Source organism: Hoeflea prorocentri (genome assembly GCF_027944115.1).
Classification (GTDB): Bacteria; Pseudomonadota; Alphaproteobacteria; order Rhizobiales; family Rhizobiaceae; genus Hoeflea_A; species Hoeflea_A prorocentri.
Window position 1 is genome coordinate 26,431 of the sequence record NZ_JAPJZI010000002.1, and the last position, 18,938, is coordinate 45,368.

Sequence of the window (18,938 nt, forward strand, 5' to 3'; positions counted from 1 at the left end):
CGCGGCAAAGACACTATTAACATCCGGCGAGAGCCGCAGCCGCAGCGCTGAGAGCCCGGACGCGATATGGAACTGAATTCGGAGGCCCCATGGCCAACGCCAGACAGAACAGACCCCTTTCCCCGCATCTGAGTATCTACAAACCGCTCCCGACTATGGTTATGTCGATCGTCCACCGCATCACCGGCGGGGCGCTTTATTTCGGAACCGTACTGCTTGCATGGTGGCTGATTTCGGCGGCGGCCGGTCCGTCCTATTTCGAACTGACCAACGCGATCTTCGGATCGCTTATCGGTCGCCTGATCCTGTTTCTTTATACCTGGGCGCTGCTGCATCACATGTTCGGGGGCATTCGCCACCTCATCTGGGATACGGGACGGGCATTCGACAAACATGTCAGTACAAAAATGGCCTGGGCCACGCTGATCTGTTCCGTCTCCTTGACCATCATCCTTTGGGCAATCGCCCTGATTTCATCTTAAGGGAGCGTAGTGATGGATATGCGCACGCCGCTTGGCCGGGTTCGCGGCCTGGGTTCAGCCAAGGAAGGCACGGACCATTTCTGGCGCCAGAGACTGACTGCCGTCGCCAATGTTCCCCTAACGATCTTTTTCGTGATTTTTGTGCTCGTCTATCATGGCGAGTCCTTTGAGACGGTTGCTGCGGCGCTGGGCAATCCGATTATCGCGGTTCTCATGGCGCTGACCATTCTATCGCTGGTCATTCATATGCGGCTGGGTATGCAAACGGTCATCGAGGACTATATCCACGGGGAAGGCCTGAAAGTCGTTCTTTTGATGGCCAACAGTTTCTTTGCCGTCGCCATTGGCGCGCTTTCGCTTTTTGCGATTTTGAAACTCGGATTTGGAGGCTGACAGCGCGATGGCAAATACCAACGGACAGGGCTACGAGCTGACGGAACACATGTTCGATGTGGTTGTGGTCGGCGCCGGCGGCGCCGGGCTGCGCGCCACGCTGGGCATGGCGGAGCAGGGCCTGCGCACGGCGTGCATCACAAAGGTCTTTCCGACCCGCTCGCACACGGTCGCGGCTCAGGGCGGGATTGCCGCCAGCCTGCAGAACATGACGCCGGACAGCTGGCACTGGCACATGTACGACACCGTCAAGGGATCGGACTGGCTGGGCGATAACGACGCCATGGAATATCTGGCGCGCGAGGCGCCGGCGGCGGTCTATGAGCTTGAGCATTACGGCGTGCCGTTCTCGCGCACCGAGAATGGCAAGATCTATCAGCGGCCCTTTGGCGGGCACATGCAGAATTTCGGCGAGGGGCCGCCGGTGCAGCGAACATGCGCGGCGGCCGACCGCACCGGTCATGCAATCCTTCATACGCTCTACGGCCAGTCACTGCGTCATAACGCCCAGTTCTTCATCGAGTACTTCGCCATCGACCTGCTGATGGATGATGATGGCGTGTGTACCGGGGTTGTGGCCTGGAACCTGGACGACGGAACGATCCATGTGTTCCGTGCCAAGATGGTGGTGCTCGCGACCGGCGGCTATGGCCGGGCCTATTTCTCGGCGACATCGGCGCACACATGCACCGGCGACGGGCATGGCATGATCGCACGGGCCGGACTGCCGTTGCAGGACATGGAATTCGTCCAGTTTCACCCGACCGGCATCTACGGCGCGGGCACGCTGATCACCGAAGGCGCGCGCGGAGAAGGCGGCTATCTCGTCAACTCCGAAGGCGAGCGATTCATGGAGCGTTATGCGCCGTCAGCCAAGGATCTCGCCTCGCGCGATGTGGTGTCGCGCTGCATGACGATGGAAATCCGCGAGGGGCGCGGGGTCGGCAAGGAAAAGGATCATATTTTCCTGCATCTCGATCATCTCGATCCCGCAGTTCTTGCCGAAAGGCTGCCTGGCATATCGGAATCGGCAAAGATTTTCGCCGGCGTCGACGTGACCCGCGACCCGATCCCGGTATTGCCGACCGTTCATTATAATATGGGCGGCATTCCGACGAATTATCACGGTGAAGTGCTCAACCCGACCAAGGACGATCCCGATCGCATTCAGCCCGGCCTGATGGCCGTTGGCGAAGCGGGCTGCGCATCGGTTCACGGTGCCAACCGGCTGGGTTCCAACTCGCTGATCGACCTGGTCGTGTTCGGCCGGGCCGCGGCCATCAAGGCCGGCGAGGTGGTTGACCGCAACAGCGATGTTCCGCCGGTGCCACAGGCCTGTTTCGACCGCATTATGGACCGCTTTGACAGGCGTCGTCATGCCGACGGCTCCATTCCGACGGCAACGCTGCGCGACAAGATGCAGCGGGCGATGCAGCGGGACGCGGCGGTCTTCAGGACACAGGAGACGCTCGAGGCCGGGTGCCGCAGCATGGATGAGATCTACAAGGAGCTCGCCGATGTGCGCACGACAGACCGGTCGATGATCTGGAACTCCGATCTTGTCGAAACGCTCGAGCTCGACAATCTGGCAGACTGCGCCATGTTGACCGTCTATGGCGGCGAGGCACGAAAGGAAAGCCGGGGCGCCCATGCGCGCGAGGACTTCCCCGACCGCGATGACAAAAAATGGCGGATCCATACGCTCGCCTGGATCGGCAAGGACGGCAAGGTGACGCTGGACTATCGTCCCGTGCGTACGGAGACGCTGACCACCGAGGAAGAAGGCGGCATCGAACTTGCCAAGATCGCGCCCAAGAAGCGTGTTTACTGACAGGAACCCGGCACATGGTTGAATTGACGCTCCCGAAGAACTCGCAGATGACCGAGGGAAAGACGTGGCCAAAGCCCGAGGGCGCCACCAATGTCCGCGAGTTCAAAATCTATCGCTGGTCGCCGGATGACGGGAAAAACCCGTCCGTGGACACGTTCTATGTTGATCTGGACGATTGCGGACCGATGGTTCTCGACGGCCTGTTGTGGATCAAGAACAAGGTCGATTCCACGCTGACGCTCCGCCGGTCCTGCCGGGAAGGCATTTGCGGTTCATGCGCGATGAATATCGACGGCACCAACACGCTCGCCTGCACCAAGGGCATGCAGGAGATCGAGGGGGCCGTGAAGATCTATCCCCTGCCCCACCTTCCCGTGATCAAGGACCTGGTACCCGACCTCAACAATTTCTATGCGCAGCACCAGTCGATCGAGCCGTGGCTGAAGACAACGACACCGGAGCCGCAGACGGAGTGGCTGCAGTCGCATGAAGATCGGGTCAAGCTCGACGGTCTTTATGAATGTATCCTGTGCGCCTGCTGCTCGACCTCCTGTCCGAGCTACTGGTGGAATGGCGACCGGTATCTCGGTCCGGCCGTGCTGCTCCAGGCCTATCGCTGGCTCATCGACAGCCGTGACGAAGCGACGGGCGAGCGGCTCGACGAACTGGAGGATCCGTTCCGCCTCTATCGTTGTCATACGATCATGAACTGTGCGCAGACCTGCCCGAAGGGCCTTAACCCCGCAAAGGCGATTGCGGAAATCAAGAAGATGCTGGTGGAACGGCGCGTTTAGGGCCTCTGCCGTTTACACCTCAAGATCGCGGATGATGGCCTCGTCGTAACCGATGCGGTCAAGAATATCGTCCGTCTGTTCGTCAAACTCGGCCTGGGTGAGGGCGCAGCGGACCGCCATATAGAATATGACGGCGCTGAAGGCTGCGCATGCGGCGATATCATAACCCTGCGATATGACACCCAGACCGCCAAAACTGCCGAGCCAGGACAACACGCCCAGACCGGCAATGTATGGCAGCAGCCAGGCGGCCTGGCGCAGATTGAGCTCCTCGCGGTTCATCGAACGCAGCCGCACAAAAAACAGCACCGCCCCAACCAGCATGGCCAATCCGAGCACCTTGACCGTGTGCCAGCCGCTCCAATAGACGATGAGCGTTGCCAGGATGAACGTCGTATAACCAAAGACGCTGACGGCAGGCAGGCGGAAGGGACGATTGTAGCCTGAAGCCAGCGTCCGTAGTGCAACAACGGCGATCGGGCCGACGATAAAGGACAGCACCACAAGCGAGCTGTGCGTGGCGACGAGCTGGGAAAAATTGAGGAACAGCACCGCGACCCAGCCGATGACAAGGTTCATGAGCAGCGCGTTAAGCGGAACGCCGAAGCTTGAAAGACTGGCAAATATCTGCGGCATGAAGCGCGTGTGGGTCAGGGCCAGAACCAGCCGCGCATTTGCGCCCACTGCGACAAGGGCCGAGCCGAAGGGTGAAATGATGGCGGTCGTGTTCATCAGGCTGACAAGCCACAGGAGTCCAAGCGCCGTGGCAATCGACGCCAATGGTCCGCCCTTGTGCGTAAAATGGAGGCTGGCCCAGCCGCCTGAGAGATCTGCCGGTGAAAGGGCTCCGATAAAGGCGATCTGAAGCCCCATATAGATCAGCAGGCAGATCAGCATCGCGGCAATCATGGCCAGCGGCACATTACGGCCCGGGTTCCGGACCTCACCGGCCATGTCGATCGCATGGCGAAATCCGATCATCGACAAGATGACACCACCCGATGAGACGGCGGACAAAATGCCAACCGTCCCATAGGGCGCGAAGCCTCCTGTTGACGTAAAATTGGACGGCTCGAATGATGAGGCGATGAACATTCCGGTAATGACGACCGGTACGATCACCTTCACCCAGGTGACGGAGGTATTGATGAGCGTGAAAAGGCGCACGCCAAGTGCGTTGAGAACCACAAAGAGCGCCATGAACCCGAGGGCAGCCAGTGAGCCCGGATAGGTCAGGGTTTCATAGGCCGGGCCCTTGAATATCCACGGCGCATAGGGTGCCAGATAGCGCAGTGTCGCCTCGACCTCGACGGGAGCAGTCAGAAGATAGCCGAGCCAGGCGGTCCAGCCCATTGCAATGGAGACGACATTGCCATGGGTTACCTGTGGTATGCTGGCTATTCCGCCAGGAAGTGGAAACATGGCCGATATTTCGGCAAAGGTCAGCGCCAGTGCCAGCATTGCGAGCGATCCGACCAGCCATGCGATGATTGCAGCCGGCCCGGCAAGCTGCGATGCCAGCAAAGGTGCAAAGAGCCAGCCCGATCCGATAATGCCGCTGACACCGAGGGCGATCAGCCCGACGAGACCGATCTCCCTTTTCAGCGTGTTCTGTTCGGCCATGCGGTATGCGCCCTCAATCGTCCGCCAGATGTGACTATGCATCTATTCGGATCAATTGGACAGGGATCACTTGGCTGCCATGTGACCTCGCCCTTTCCGTTGTCACGGTCTCGTGACCGGGTTTGACTTGTTAATGCGGTTGGTTTCTGCACCAATGGCCCGAGTATCGACGTCACAAAATTCCGGAGAAGGCGCCTATGCGGAACTTCCTGATCGCCGGCACCGTTGCTGCCGCAATCCTTGCAGGGTTGGCGGCCTATATGCCGATGGCATCGGTTTCGGCGCAGGCGGAAACGCCGGAAGATGCCGAGGTAGCGATTTTCGCGGGCGGGTGTTTCTGGTGTGTCGAATCGGATTTCGATCACGTTCCCGGCGTCGTTGAAACATTGTCGGGATATACGGGCGGTCATCTGGACAATCCGACCTACAAGGATGTGGTTACCGAAACCACGGGACATCGCGAAGCCGTCAAGATTACCTATGACCCTTCGAAGGTTAGCTATGCCGAACTGCTGGACATCTTTTTCCGCAGTGTTGATCCGACCGATCCGGACGGGCAGTTCTGCGATCGCGGCGAGAGCTATTCAACGGCCATATACACGCTGGATGACGAGCAGAAGAAGCTGGCCGAAGCGTCGAGCGCCGATGCAATGAAGGTTTTGAACAAGCCGATTGCCACGCGGATCATACCTGCGAGCACGTTCTATCCGGCCGAGGATTACCATCAGGACTATTATTTGAAGAATCCGATACGCTACCAGTACTACCGGCTCGGCTGCCGGCGTGATGCCCGGGTGGAAAGTCTTTGGGGCGACGAAGCGCATCGCGGCATCGATAAATCCTACAGGACGCAATAAGCCGGTTTCTGCGGCTAAAGCCTGGCCGGAAGAGAGCAGCGGGCTGGCAGATTCCATCCGGACTGACACCGCATCATCGTTCGCCGGGCTCTCTTATTTGGACTGGGCGGCGGTCACGGATCAATTCACTGGACTTCAATTGTGCAAATTTAATACAAATTTTGCCATCTTTGTGTATTGAATGCCAACGACCCGATATAGGTGTTGACAAGGGGTGCCGGTGATTCCCGGTCTGGATATGGGGAAAAATTGATGCGGAATGGACTGACTTTGATCGCGCTTTGCGCCGTAGTCGCTCTGGCTGGCTGCCAGAGAACGGGCTTTGGGCCGGGGCCCGGACAGCCCGCGCCGCTGTCGCCGGCGCCGGTCGGTGATATTCAGAGCGGGCAGCTTCCACCGCCCGGAGGTACTGATTTCCCGGACGCGCCGACGACGCAGGGACCGAGCGAGCAGGAGCTGCAGGCTGTTGCGGCCAATGCGCCCGAGGTCACGCGGGATGCCATGGTCGGGCGCTGGACCATATCGACAGGCGGCAATAGCTGTGACGTATTCCTTGCGCTGACCAAGTGGACCGGCGGATACCGCGCCGCCTCGCGCGGATGCACCGATCAGGCGGCCCTCATCTCCGCCTGGGATGTCGCCGGCAAGCAGGTTCTGCTCAGCGATTCTTCCGGAAACCAGTTCGCTGCGCTCTACAAGTCCGGCGAGCAGCGTTTTGACGGCACGACGTCTGCGGGACAGCCGATCAGCCTGAACCGCTAGCAAAAGGTGACGGACACCGGCCGCGGGTAGAATTATCCAATGAGTGTCGCAGACCGGATCACTGTCGCGGAGCGGTATAACGGGCTAGCCGAGGCCGGCGACATTGAAAGCGACGACGCCCAGTTGGAGCTGGCAGAGGCGCTTGACCGGATCCTGCTGGAAATACGCGAGCGCCGGCTGACGGCCAAATCCAGCAATCTTGGCTGGCTGTTTGCGCGCAAGCGAAAATCCGCCCCGGCCATCAGGGGGCTTTACATCCATGGCGCGGTCGGCCGTGGCAAAACCATGCTGATGGACCTTTTCTTCGAGCAGATCGCTGCCGAGCGCAAGCGCCGGGTGCATTTCCATGATTTCATGGCGGATGTGCATGGGCGCATTTATGCGCATCGCCAGGCGCTCAAGCGCGGCGAGACGAAACAGGAAGACCCCATCGAGCCGGTGGCCAGCCAACTCATCGCCGAAGCCTGGGTATTGTGTTTCGACGAGTTTTCGGTGACCGACATCGCGGACGCGATGATCCTGTCACGGCTGTTCGAACAGTTGTTCAAGCGCGGCTGTGTCTTGATCGCCACCTCGAATGTCGAGCCGGATGATCTCTATCACAACGGGCTGAACCGACAGCTTTTTCTTCCCTTTATCGATCTTCTCAAATCGCGTGTCGATGTCTTCAGCCTGGATGCGCGAACCGATTACCGGTTGGAAAAACTGCAGCAGTTGCCGGTCTATCTTTCGCCGCTCAACGATGAGACCCGCATTGCAATGGCCAAAGTCTGGCACGAGATGACGTTCGGCCAGATCGCGCATCCCAACACGATCAGCGTGAAGGGCCGCAAGATTGAGGTGCCGCTCGAGGCCGGCGGTATCGCACGGTTCAGCTTCGACGAATTATGCGCTAGGCCGCTTGCGGCCAGCGACTATCACCTCATCGCCCATCGCTACCACACCGTCTTTCTGGAAAACGTGCCGGTCATGGATGAGGACAGGCGCAATGAGGCAAAGCGCTTCATCAACCTTGTGGACATGCTCTACGACGCCGGCACACGCCTTATCGTTTCGGCGGCAGCCGTGCCCGAGGAGCTTTACATCAGCCGCAAGGGACCGGAGGGTTTCGAGTTTGCAAGAACCGCGTCGCGCCTGTTTGAAATGCAGAGTGTTGACTATCTGTCGGCCAGCCGTGCCGCGGAAACCGAAGAACACGACATCTGAATTTGTCACAGTTTGCGAAGAGGTTCGTAAAATTCTTACGTTTACGTAAGTGTTTGTTTATCTAACCGTTTGAAATTCTTACTATCAAAAGTATGAGTTGCCAAAAACGGTCTGGGAGTCTATCAACTTTCCGATTTGCGGCAACCTGACGCAGTTGCCGCCGGGAGAAATGAACTCGGAGGTGTCATTGGATGGCGCGAAATAAAATTGCATTGATCGGCTCGGGAATGATTGGCGGCACGCTCGCCCATCTGGCAGCCTTGAAGGAACTGGGCGACGTCGTGTTGTTCGATATTGCCGAGGGCATTCCCCAGGGCAAGGGCCTGGATATTGCACAGTCCGCACCGGTTGACGGCTTTGACGCCGAGATGACCGGGGCGAACGATTATGCCGCCATCGAGGGTGCGGATGTCTGTATCGTGACCGCAGGCGTCGCCAGAAAGCCTGGCATGAGCCGCGACGATCTTCTCGGTATCAATCTGAAGGTCATGGAGCAGGTGGGCGCGGGCATCAAGAAATATGCGCCGGACGCTTTTGTCATCTGCATCACCAATCCGCTGGATGCGATGGTCTGGGCGCTGCAGAAATTCTCCGGCCTGCCGAAGAACAAGGTCGTTGGAATGGCGGGCGTGCTCGACAGTTCCCGCTTCCGTCATTTCCTGGCCGATGAATTCGATGTCTCGGTCGAAGATGTCACCGCCTTCGTGCTCGGCGGTCACGGCGATACGATGGTGCCGCTGGCGCGCTACTCGACGGTTGCCGGCATTCCGCTGCCTGATCTCGTCAAGATGGGCTGGTGTTCAAAGGGCCGGCTTGAGGAAATCATCCAGCGCACGCGCGATGGCGGTGCGGAGATTGTCGGCCTGCTGAAATCGGGTTCGGCCTATTACGCACCTGCCGCATCGGCCATCTCGATGGCGGAGGCTTATCTGAAGGACAAAAAACGCGTGCTGCCATGCGCTGCGCATCTCTCAGGCCAGTATGGTGTGAAGGATATGTATGTCGGTGTGCCGACCGTGATCGGCGCCGGCGGCGTCGAGCGGGTTATCGAGATCGATCTCAACAAGTCCGAAAAGGATGCGTTCGACAAGTCGGTCGGGGCTGTCGCCGGTCTTTGCGAGGCCTGCATCGCCATCGCGCCGAACCTCAAATAGCCGGAACACGGGATTTCCATCCATGAACATCCATGAATACCAGGCCAAGGCTCTGCTCAAGAGCTTTGGCGCACCGGTCGCTGAGGGCGTGCCGATCTTTTCCGCCGACGAGGCCGCCGAGGCCGCGTCCAAGCTTCCCGGACCGCTCTACGTGGTCAAAAGCCAGATCCATGCAGGTGGCCGCGGCAAGGGCAAGTTCAAGGAGCTTCCCGCCGATGCAGCCGGCGGCGTGCGGCTTGCCCGTTCGATCGACGAAGTCGTGCAGAACGCCGGCGATATGCTGGGCAATACGCTGGTCACCAAACAGACCGGCGAGCATGGCAAGCAGGTCAACCGGCTCTACATCGAAGACGGCGCCGACATTGATCGCGAGCTTTATCTGTCCATTCTGGTTGACCGCACCGTTGGCCGCCCTGCCTTTGTCGTGTCGACGGAAGGCGGAATGGATATCGAGGCTGTCGCCGAGGAAACGCCGGAAAAGATCCTCACCCTTCCGATCGATCCGGATGCCGGTGTGACGGACGCCGATGCGGCAAAACTGTGCGATGCCCTGGCGCTGTCGGGTGATGCCCGCAGCGATGGGATGACGCTGTTTCCTATCCTCTACAAGGCCTTCATGGACAAGGATATGAGCCTTCTCGAGGTCAACCCGCTGATCGTCATGACAAATGGCCGGCTGCGGGTGCTTGACGCAAAGGTGTCCTTCGACGGAAACGCGCTCTTCAGGCATGACGATATCGTCGCCCTGCGCGATACGACCGAAGAGGACGAAAAGGAGATCGAGGCATCGAAATTCGATCTCGCCTATGTGGCGCTCGACGGCAATATCGGCTGCATGGTCAACGGCGCCGGGCTTGCCATGGCAACCATGGACATCATCAAGCTTTACGGCGCTGAACCGGCGAACTTCCTTGATGTTGGCGGCGGCGCGTCCAAAGAGAAGGTCACGGCGGCGTTCAAGATCATCACGGCCGATCCGGCTGTTGAGGGCATTCTCGTCAATATTTTCGGCGGCATCATGCGTTGCGACACGATTGCCGAAGGCGTTGTGGCAGCGGTGAAGGAGGTTGGTCTCCAGGTGCCGCTGGTGGTGCGCCTTGAAGGAACCAATGTCGAGAAGGGCAAAAAGATCATCAATGAAAGCGGTCTGAATGTCATCGCAGCGGACGATCTGGACGATGCCGCACAGAAAATCGTCAAAGCGGTGAAGGGAGCCTGATCGATGTCCATCATCGTCAACAAAGACACGAAAGTTCTGGTGCAGGGCCTGACCGGGAAAACCGGAACGTTCCATACCGAGCAGGCACTTGCCTACTACGGGACCAAGATGGTCGGCGGCATTCACCCCAAGAAGGGCGGTCAGACCTGGACGGGCAATGTCGGGGACGGCACCGTCGATTTGCCGATCTTTGCGTCTGTCGCCGAAGGCAAGGAAAGGACGGGAGCCGATGCCTCCGTCGTGTACGTGCCGCCGGCAGGCGCGGCTGCGGCCATTATCGAGGCAATCGATGCCGAGATCCCGCTGATCGTCTGTATCACGGAGGGCATTCCGGTTTCCGACATGGTCAAGGTCAAGGCGCGGCTTGAAAAATCCTCGTCCAGGCTGCTCGGGCCCAACTGTCCCGGCGTGCTGACGCCCGAGGAATGCAAGATCGGCATTATGCCCGGCAATATCTTCAAGAAAGGCTCCGTGGGCGTCGTATCGCGCTCGGGCACCTTGACCTATGAAGCGGTGTTCCAGACGACCAATGCAGGTCTCGGCCAGACAACGGCGGTCGGGATTGGCGGCGATCCGGTCAAGGGCACAGAGTTCATCGACGTGCTGGAAATGTATCTTGCCGACGATGCGACCAAGTCGATCATCATGATCGGCGAAATCGGCGGCTCGGCCGAAGAGGAAGCGGCGCAGTTTCTTGCCGATGAGGCAAAGAAAGGCCGTTCCAAGCCGACGGTCGGCTTTATCGCCGGACGTACGGCACCTCCCGGACGCACAATGGGTCATGCCGGCGCGGTTATCTCCGGCGGCAAGGGCGGGGCCGAAGACAAGATTGCGGCGATGGAAGCTGCGGGAATTCGCGTCTCGCCGTCGCCGGCCCAGCTCGGCAGTACGCTTGTCGCGCTGCTGAACGAATAAGATGAGAGGGCGCGGCGCGCTGGCCGCCGCGCCTTTTTGCAGCGGACACGCAATTGTGTCCGGATAACAAAAGCGCCGAAAACGGTGCTGGAAAAGAACCTTGAAGCCGCATGAGCGGCAAGAGGCATCAAATGTGCCGTGAAGGACTCCACAAGGACGGGTTCGGACTGCATATTTGATTCGGGTGGAAATGCGCGGCACCGGAAAACGGTGCAGGACACTGAGCGGCGAGGCCGCAACGTATCAAGGAGGCGGGGGAACCCGCAAAGGGCTGATGGCAAGACAGGACGCCAACGAAACCTTCCAGGCGACATCGTTTCTCTACGGCAGCAACGCATCCTATATTGAAGACCTCTATGCGCGCTACGAGGACGACCCGTCCTCGGTGCCGCCCGAGTGGCAGAGCTTCTTTGCCGCCCTGAAGGACGATGCGGACGCGGTGCGCAAGGCTGCGCAGGGCGCCTCGTGGAAACGGGACAACTGGCCGATTGCCGAAAATGGCGAACTGGTCTCGGCACTCGACGGCGATTGGAGCGCTGTCGAAAAACATATTGAGTCGCGGTTGAAGGACAAGTCGGCCAACGGTGCGGCAGTCCTTTCCGATGACGAGGTGCAGCAGGCGACACGCGATTCCGTTCGCGCCATCATGATGATCCGCGCCTATCGCATGCGCGGACATCTGCACGCCAATCTCGATCCGCTGGGCCTTGCCGAAGAGAAAGAGGACTACAACGAGCTGTCGCCGGAGAATTACGGTTTCAGCCCGGCCGATTTCGACAGGCGCATCTTCCTCGACAATGTGCTCGGCCTTGAATATGCGACCATCAACGAGATGCTCGACATTTTGCGGCGCACCTACTGCTCGACCATCGGCGTCGAGTTCATGCACATCTCGAACCCGGAAGAAAAGTCCTGGATCCAGCAGCGTATCGAAGGCCCGGACAAGGGTGTCGAATTCACCCAGCGCGGCAAGATCGCCATCCTGCAGAAACTTGTCGAGGCCGAAGGCTTCGAACAGTTTATCGACGTCAAATACAAGGGCACCAAGCGCTTCGGCCTGGATGGCGGTGAATCGCTTATTCCGGCGCTGGAACAGATTATCAAGCGCGGCGGCCAGATGGGGCTGAAAGAGATCGTGCTCGGCATGCCGCACCGCGGCCGTCTGAACGTGCTATCGCAGGTCATGGGCAAATCGCACCGGGCAATCTTCAACGAATTCAAGGGCGGTTCGTTCACGCCCGACGAAGTCGAAGGGTCCGGTGACGTGAAATATCACCTGGGAACCTCGTCGGATCGGGAGTTCGACGGAAACAGCGTTCACCTGTCGCTGACCGCCAACCCGTCCCACCTGGAAATCGTCAATCCCGTCGTGATGGGCAAGGCGCGGGCAAAGCAGGATCTGCTGGCAGGCCATGCGCGGGGCGAGATTGTGCCGCTGAAGGACCGGGTCAGGGTTCTGCCGCTGCTTCTGCATGGTGACGCGGCGTTTGCCGGCCAGGGTGTTGTCGCCGAATGTCTTGGTCTTTCGGGCCTGCGCGGTCACCGCGTTGCCGGAACAATCCATGTCATCGTCAATAATCAGATCGGCTTCACCACCAATCCGCGTTTCTCGCGTTCGTCGCCCTATCCGTCCGATGTTGCCAAAATGATCGAAGCGCCGATCTTCCACGTCAACGGCGACGATCCGGAAGCCGTTGTCTATGCGGCCAAGGTCGCGACCGAGTTCCGCATGATGTTTCACAAGCCGGTGGTGCTCGACATGTTCTGCTACCGCCGCTTCGGCCACAACGAGGGCGATGAGCCGGCGTTTACCCAGCCGATCATGTACAAGAAGATCCGCGCGCATGAGACGACGTTGCAGATCTACGCCAGGAAGCTCGTTGAAGAAGGGCTGATCGGCGTCGGCGAGGTCGAGAAGATGAAGGCCGACTGGCGGGCGTTCCTGGAACAGGAATTTGAGGCCGGCAATTCCTACAAGCCCAACAAGGCCGACTGGCTCGACGGCGTCTGGTCCGGCATGCGGGTTGCCGACAATCAGGACGAACAGCGCCGCGGCAAGACCGCGCTGACGGTCAAGAACCTGAAAGAGATGGGCCGCAAACTGTCGACGGTTCCCGACGGGTTCGAGGCGCATCGCACGGTGCGGCGGTTCATGGACCATCGCTCAAAAATGATCGAGACCGGCGACGGGATCGACTGGGCGACGGCCGAGGCGCTGGCTTTCGGCTCGCTGCTTCTGGAAGGCAATGTGGTGCGGCTCTCCGGTCAGGATTGTGAGCGCGGCACATTCTCGCAACGCCACTCCGTGCTTTACAGCCAGAGCGATGAAGAGCGCTATATTCCGCTCAACAATCTCGGCAAGGGGCAGGCGCTCTACGAGGTTATCAACTCGATGCTCTCGGAAGAGGCGGTGCTTGGCTTCGAATACGGCTATTCGCTGTCAGAACCCAATGCGCTGGTCCTTTGGGAGGCCCAGTTCGGTGACTTTGCCAATGGTGCGCAGGTGGTCTTCGACCAATTCATCTCGTCCGGCGAGCGCAAATGGCTGCGCATGTCGGGGCTGGTGTGCCTTTTGCCGCATGGTTACGAAGGCCAGGGGCCGGAACACTCCTCGGCGCGGCTGGAGCGGTTCCTGCAGCTTTGCGCCGAAGACAATATGCAGGTGGCGAACTGTACAACGCCGGCTAACTATTTTCATGTTCTGCGCCGCCAGATGAAGCGGAATTTCCGCAAGCCTCTAATTTTGATGACGCCGAAATCGTTGTTGCGTCACAAACGGGCGACGTCACAGCTCTCGGAAATGGCCGGTGACAGCTCCTTCCACCGGCTGCTTTGGGACGATGCGGAGGTGCTTAAGGACCAGCCGATCAAGCTGCAGAAGGACAACAAGATCCGCCGGGTCGTCATGTGCAGCGGCAAGGTCTATTACGACCTTTACGAGGAGCGTGAGAAACGCGGCATCGACGATATCTATCTGCTGCGGCTTGAGCAGCTTTATCCGTTCCCGGCCAAGGCGCTGATCAACGAGTTGTCGCGGTTCCGAGACGCCGAAATGGTCTGGTGTCAGGAAGAGCCGAAGAATATGGGTGCATGGGCCTTCATCGATCCCTATCTGGAATGGGTGCTGGCGCATATCGATGCCAAATATCAGCGGGTGCGTTACACCGGGCGTCCGGCGGCCGCCTCGCCGGCGACCGGCCTGATGTCCAAGCACAAGGCGCAACTGGAAGCATTCCTCGAGGATGCCCTTGGCAGTTAGAGACCTGAACGACAGCCATTTTTGAAAAACGGAAACTGAATATCATGGCCACAGAAATCCGCGTTCCCACCCTCGGCGAGTCCGTGACCGAGGCCACCATCGGGACCTGGTTCAAGAAGGTCGGCGATGCGATCGCCACCGATGAGCCGCTGGTCGAGCTTGAAACCGACAAGGTGACAATCGAAGTGCCGGCACCGACGGCTGGCACGCTGTCCGAGATCACCGCCAACGAGGGCGATACGGTGGAGGTGGACGCCCTGCTTGGCCAGATTGCCGAGGGCGCGGGCGCTCCTGCGCCGGCCGCCAAGGCCGAGGCACCGGCAGCATCCGAAGAACCGGCGAATGCCACGCCTGCCAATGCTGCGCCGGCGGTACCATCAGGCGCGGGAACGGATATGCCGCCGGCACCGTCGGCTGCCAAAATGATGGCGGAAAACAAGATTGATGCCGATCAGGTTGCCGGCAGCGGCAAGCGCGGGCAGGTGCTCAAGGGCGATGTCATCGATGCCCTGGCAAAGGGTATCAGCGAACCTGCACCGGCGCCCGCCGTGGCCCGTGCACCCTCCAGCGGTGAAGACGAAGCGCGCGAGGAGCGGGTGAAAATGACCCGGCTTCGCCAGACCATCGCACGGCGGCTGAAGGACGCCCAGAATACGGCGGCGATGCTGACCACCTATAATGAGGTGGACATGACGGCGGTGATGGAGCTGCGCAAGAAATACAAGGAACTGTTCGAGAAGAAACACGGTGTGAAACTCGGTTTCATGGGTTTCTTCACCAAGGCCGTGTGCCATGCGCTGAAAGAAATTCCGGCCGTGAATGCGGAAATTGACGGAACGGACATCATCTACAAGAATTACTGCCATGTCGGCGTTGCCGTCGGCACCGACAAGGGCCTTGTCGTGCCTGTCGTGCGTGATGCCGATCAGATGTCGATTGCCGGGATAGAACAGGAAATCGGCAGGCTTGGCCTTGCTGCCCGTGATGGTGAGCTGAGCATGGCCGACATGCAGGGCGGCACCTTCACGCTCTCGAATGGCGGTGTGTACGGTTCTTTGATGTCATCGCCGATCCTGAACGCGCCGCAATCGGGCATTCTTGGCATGCACAAGATCCAGGAGCGGCCCGTGGCGCTGGGCGGACAGGTTGTCATCCGTCCGATGATGTATCTGGCGCTGTCCTACGATCACCGGATTGTCGACGGCAAAGAAGCGGTGACATTCCTGGTGCGGGTCAAGGAAAGCCTTGAGGATCCCGAAAGGCTCGTGCTTGATCTGTAGCTGTTGAGGAAACAGCCGATGAGAAATGCCAGCCCTTGCCTGCTTGCTTTGGCCGCCGTGCTGATGCTGCCCGTACCGGGCCAGACCGAAGACACGGTCGCAAGGCGCTGCCCGCAGGTTCTTGCCGGCTATGCTGCAAATGATGATGCTGTGCGTCTGGAATTCAACGGATCCGACAATATGAGCTTCCGGTTTCTGGTCGCCGGTGAGGAACCCTATGACGGATTTGTCTTCGAGGCCGAAAACGAACCCGGCATTGCCGGCGTTATCCTCGACAACTGCCCGGATGGGGATGTGACCGGTGTGGAGCTGGACGCCTGCACGGTCTGGCGCGGTCATATGTATGGGATCGACGACAATGGCGGTACCGTCGAGCTCGGCGCCGCCGATGCGCCGGCGGTCGGACAACTTCACCTTAAAGGACTGGCGGAGGCGCTGACAAAGCGCCTGCCAGACTTGGCGGAGCGAATTCCGCAAGATCAGATCGAACGACTTAACCTTGTCGCTTGCCAGGAATAGGCAGCAGGAGAGGAATAGAAGGGACAGATAGATGGCTGAACGTTACGATCTTGTTGTGATCGGTACCGGCCCCGGCGGCTATGTGTGTGCAATCAAAGCCGCGCAACTCGGCCTGAAGACGGCGGTGGTCGAAAAACGCGCCACATTGGGCGGCACCTGTCTCAACATCGGGTGCATACCTTCCAAGGCGCTGCTGCACGCCTCGGAGATGTTTTCAGAAGCCAGTCACGCCCTGCCGGAACTTGGTGTCGAGACAGGCAAGCCGAAGCTTAACCTTGATAAGATGATGGCCCACAAGGATGCGACGGTGAAATCCAATGTGGACGGCATCGCCTTCCTGATGAAGAAAAACAAGATCGATGTCTTTACCGGCACGGGGACGATCCTTGGCGAGGGCAAGGTATCCGTTGTCCCAGAAAAGGGCGACAGTGTCGAACTGGAGACGAAAAACATCGTCATCGCCACCGGCTCTGATGTGGCCGGTATCCCGGGCGTCGATGTCAAATTCGACGAGAAGATCGTTGTCTCGTCGACCGGTGCACTGGAGCTGCCCAAGGTTCCCAAGGAAATGATTGTCGTCGGCGGCGGTGTCATCGGTCTGGAGCTGGGTTCCGTCTGGGCAAGGCTGGGGGCAAAGGTCACGGTTGTCGAGTTTCTGGACAAGGTCCTCGGCCAGATGGACGGGGATGTCTCCAAGCAGTTTCAGCGCATGCTCGGCAAGCAGGGGCTGACCTTCAAGCTGGGTGCAAAGGTGACCGGCGTTTCGGCGACCTCGCGTTCGGCCAAGGTGACGTTCGAGCCGGTCAAGGGCGGCGATGCGGAAACGATCAGCGCCGATGTTGTTCTGGTTGCGACCGGACGCAAACCCTATACGGAAGGACTTGGGCTTGAGAAAGCCGGGGTCGTGCTCGACAAGGCGGGCCGGGTTGAGATCAACGAGCATTTCCAGACCAATGTTTCCGGCATCTATGCCATTGGCGACGTTGTCGCCGGGCCGATGCTCGCCCACAAGGCTGAAGACGAGGGTGTGGCGGTTGCCGAAATTATTGCCGGGCAGGCCGGACACGTGAATTACAGTGTCATTCCAGGCGTCGTCTATACCCAGCCGGAGGTTGCCTCTGTCGGAAAGACCGAGGAGGAATTGAAAGCCGAAGGCATAGACTACAAGGTCGGCAAGTTCCCGTTTTCAGCAAACGGCCGGGCGCGCGCCATGCTGCAGTCCGACGGCTTTGCTAAGGTGCTGTCCGACAAGAGAACGGACCGGGTGCTTGGGGTTCACATTGTCGGCTTTGGCGCCGGGGATATGATTCACGAGGCCGCCGTGCTTATGGAATTCGGTGGAAGCGCCGAAGATCTCGGCCGCACCTGTCATGCACACCCGACCATGTCCGAGGCCGTCAAGGAAGCTGCGCTCGCAGCCTATGACAAGCCGATTCATATGTAGGCTGTGCTTGTACCCTAGTTGACCGCGGTGACCGTATAGCCGTCGCTGCGCAACAGTTCGACCAGACCGTCCTTGCCCGGGATATGGAGTGCGCCGACGGCGACAAATGCACCACCGTCCTTGAGGATCGGATCAAGGCGCTCTGCCATGGTCTTGTTGCGCGTTTCGATCAGTTCTTTCTCGAACTTTGCATAGGCGCCACTGTCCAGCTCGCCGGTCTCCATTGTCGCGGCTTCGACAAAGGGCATGATCATGTCAATGCGACCGTCGAGATACAAATCCGTCATCGTGGCGGTGACATCATCGAGCACCGGGCTCAGCGCGGCCGTGTCGGCAAGAAGCCGCGCCTGAACGTCGAGCGGAAGACCCGATACGATCGACAGCTGTTCCTTCAGCGTTTCCAGCCCTTCCAGTGTCTTGCCGCTGTCCAGCGCGCCGGTCGCCAGATCCTTGTCGAGAAAAGCAATGCCTTTGGCTCTTCGCTCGATTTCACAATCGGGCACGGCAATCATGCTGAAAATCAACCAGGGCTTCATACGGGAGACAAAAGCCATCGGAATGCCGCGCTCTTCAAGCACCGTCTCCACCAGATCGAAGTCCTCTTCGCTCAAAAGCCCTTCAAGCGTGACGCCTGCATCGAGCATTGTCAGATCGGGATCGGTCATAAGCGATGCCATGGCCCGCTCCAGTTCAACGATCTGCGAGGATTCAACCACCACCACCGCTGCGTCGTCATAGGCGCCCCGGGCCGTTGCGCCGAGTTCAAGGACGCGCGGATCCGTGGTGTGCATTGTTCCGTAAAGCCAGGAGACCGCCGCTCCGTCCTTTTCGATGCGCCAAAGCAGGCTGGATCCGTTGACGATTGCCGCCGCTTCAGCCTTGATCCGTTTCATGGTTTCCGGGTCGTCCTGCGCCATGGTTGCGAGCAGATTTTCACCCCGGCAGGCAATTTCCTCGGCCCGAGCCTGCGACGTGGCCAAGGCCAGAATTACGAAAAACGTTGCGACAAACAGCAGATGCAGCGCCATGGCTGCTGCAAGGGCCCAGTCGATGCGTAGGCGAACCGGTCGAAGCAAAGGGGGTGAAAGGAACGTCATGATCATTCCGTCAGGTTGAACGAGTGGAAGTATTTTAAACGATTGCGGCATGCAAAGCGTTAATTTACAGGCGTTTGGAGAAGCTTGCCTCGCTTGCGGTTAA

Annotated in this window: 16 protein-coding genes; 14 read left to right on the forward strand and 2 right to left on the reverse strand. The window is 59.3% G+C overall.

Annotated features, from left to right (window positions below):
• Positions 1–89 precede the first annotated feature (89 nt).
• From sdhC to OQ273_RS21730, 4 genes are read left to right on the forward strand one after another with little or no spacing between them, the layout of a single operon-like run.
• Positions 90–482, forward strand: a complete 393-nt coding sequence (gene sdhC / locus OQ273_RS21715; RefSeq protein WP_267993203.1) for a succinate dehydrogenase, cytochrome b556 subunit — start codon at positions 90–92, stop codon at positions 480–482.
• Between the two features lie 12 nt (positions 483–494).
• The gene (sdhD, locus tag OQ273_RS21720; protein WP_267993204.1) at positions 495–875 is read left to right on the forward strand and encodes a succinate dehydrogenase, hydrophobic membrane anchor protein; all 381 of its coding nucleotides are present in this window, start codon (positions 495–497) and stop codon (positions 873–875) included.
• A 7-nt stretch (positions 876–882) separates the two neighbouring features.
• Positions 883–2,706: a succinate dehydrogenase flavoprotein subunit gene (sdhA, locus tag OQ273_RS21725; protein WP_267993205.1), complete on the forward strand. Its 1,824-nt coding sequence runs from the start codon at positions 883–885 to the stop codon at positions 2,704–2,706.
• Between the two features lie 14 nt (positions 2,707–2,720).
• Entirely contained in the window at positions 2,721–3,500 is a 780-nt protein-coding gene (locus OQ273_RS21730) for a succinate dehydrogenase iron-sulfur subunit (protein WP_267993206.1), read from the forward strand.
• 12 nt (positions 3,501–3,512) lie between these two features.
• Here OQ273_RS21730 and OQ273_RS21735 read toward each other — a convergent pair whose 3' ends face one another.
• Entirely contained in the window at positions 3,513–5,123 is a 1,611-nt protein-coding gene (locus tag OQ273_RS21735) for an APC family permease (protein ID WP_267993207.1), read from the reverse strand.
• 197 nt (positions 5,124–5,320) lie between these two features.
• On the opposite strand from OQ273_RS21735, the gene msrA reads away from it, so the two are divergent.
• From msrA to lpdA, 10 genes are all read left to right on the forward strand, one after another.
• Complete coding sequence (gene msrA / locus OQ273_RS21740; protein WP_267993208.1) at positions 5,321–5,980, forward strand: peptide-methionine (S)-S-oxide reductase MsrA; 660 nt, start codon at positions 5,321–5,323, stop codon at positions 5,978–5,980.
• A 252-nt stretch (positions 5,981–6,232) separates the two neighbouring features.
• On the forward strand, positions 6,233–6,742 hold the full coding sequence (locus OQ273_RS21745) for a protease inhibitor Inh/omp19 family protein (RefSeq protein WP_267993209.1): 510 nt from the start codon (positions 6,233–6,235) through the stop codon (positions 6,740–6,742).
• Positions 6,743–6,781: 39 nt separating this feature from the next.
• On the forward strand, positions 6,782–7,948 hold the full coding sequence (gene zapE / locus OQ273_RS21750) for a cell division protein ZapE (protein ID WP_267993210.1): 1,167 nt from the start codon (positions 6,782–6,784) through the stop codon (positions 7,946–7,948).
• 191 nt (positions 7,949–8,139) lie between these two features.
• A complete protein-coding gene (gene mdh / locus OQ273_RS21755) occupies positions 8,140–9,102 on the forward strand; it encodes a malate dehydrogenase (protein ID WP_267993211.1) in 963 nt (320 codons plus the stop codon).
• Between the two features lie 22 nt (positions 9,103–9,124).
• Positions 9,125–10,321, forward strand: a complete 1,197-nt coding sequence (sucC, locus tag OQ273_RS21760) for an ADP-forming succinate--CoA ligase subunit beta (protein WP_267993212.1) — start codon at positions 9,125–9,127, stop codon at positions 10,319–10,321.
• A gap of 3 nt (positions 10,322–10,324) precedes the next feature.
• Positions 10,325–11,236, forward strand: coding sequence for a succinate--CoA ligase subunit alpha (gene sucD / locus OQ273_RS21765; RefSeq protein ID WP_267993213.1), 912 nt, complete (start codon positions 10,325–10,327; stop codon positions 11,234–11,236).
• 274 nt (positions 11,237–11,510) lie between these two features.
• Entirely contained in the window at positions 11,511–14,495 is a 2,985-nt protein-coding gene (locus OQ273_RS21770) for a 2-oxoglutarate dehydrogenase E1 component (RefSeq protein ID WP_267993214.1), read from the forward strand.
• A gap of 44 nt (positions 14,496–14,539) precedes the next feature.
• The gene (gene odhB, locus OQ273_RS21775; protein WP_267993215.1) at positions 14,540–15,775 is read left to right on the forward strand and encodes a 2-oxoglutarate dehydrogenase complex dihydrolipoyllysine-residue succinyltransferase; all 1,236 of its coding nucleotides are present in this window, start codon (positions 14,540–14,542) and stop codon (positions 15,773–15,775) included.
• An 18-nt stretch (positions 15,776–15,793) separates the two neighbouring features.
• Positions 15,794–16,294, forward strand: a complete 501-nt coding sequence (locus tag OQ273_RS21780) for a hypothetical protein (protein ID WP_267993216.1) — start codon at positions 15,794–15,796, stop codon at positions 16,292–16,294.
• Positions 16,295–16,325: 31 nt separating this feature from the next.
• Complete coding sequence (gene lpdA / locus OQ273_RS21785; RefSeq protein ID WP_267993217.1) at positions 16,326–17,738, forward strand: dihydrolipoyl dehydrogenase; 1,413 nt, start codon at positions 16,326–16,328, stop codon at positions 17,736–17,738.
• Between the two features lie 14 nt (positions 17,739–17,752).
• Here the strand turns inward: lpdA and OQ273_RS21790 are convergent, their stop codons facing one another.
• Positions 17,753–18,835 carry a TraB/GumN family protein gene (locus OQ273_RS21790; RefSeq protein WP_267993218.1) on the reverse strand — a complete coding sequence of 361 codons (1,083 nt, stop codon included), beginning with the start codon at positions 18,833–18,835 and terminating at the stop codon, positions 17,753–17,755.
• Positions 18,836–18,938: the final 103 nt, after the last annotated feature.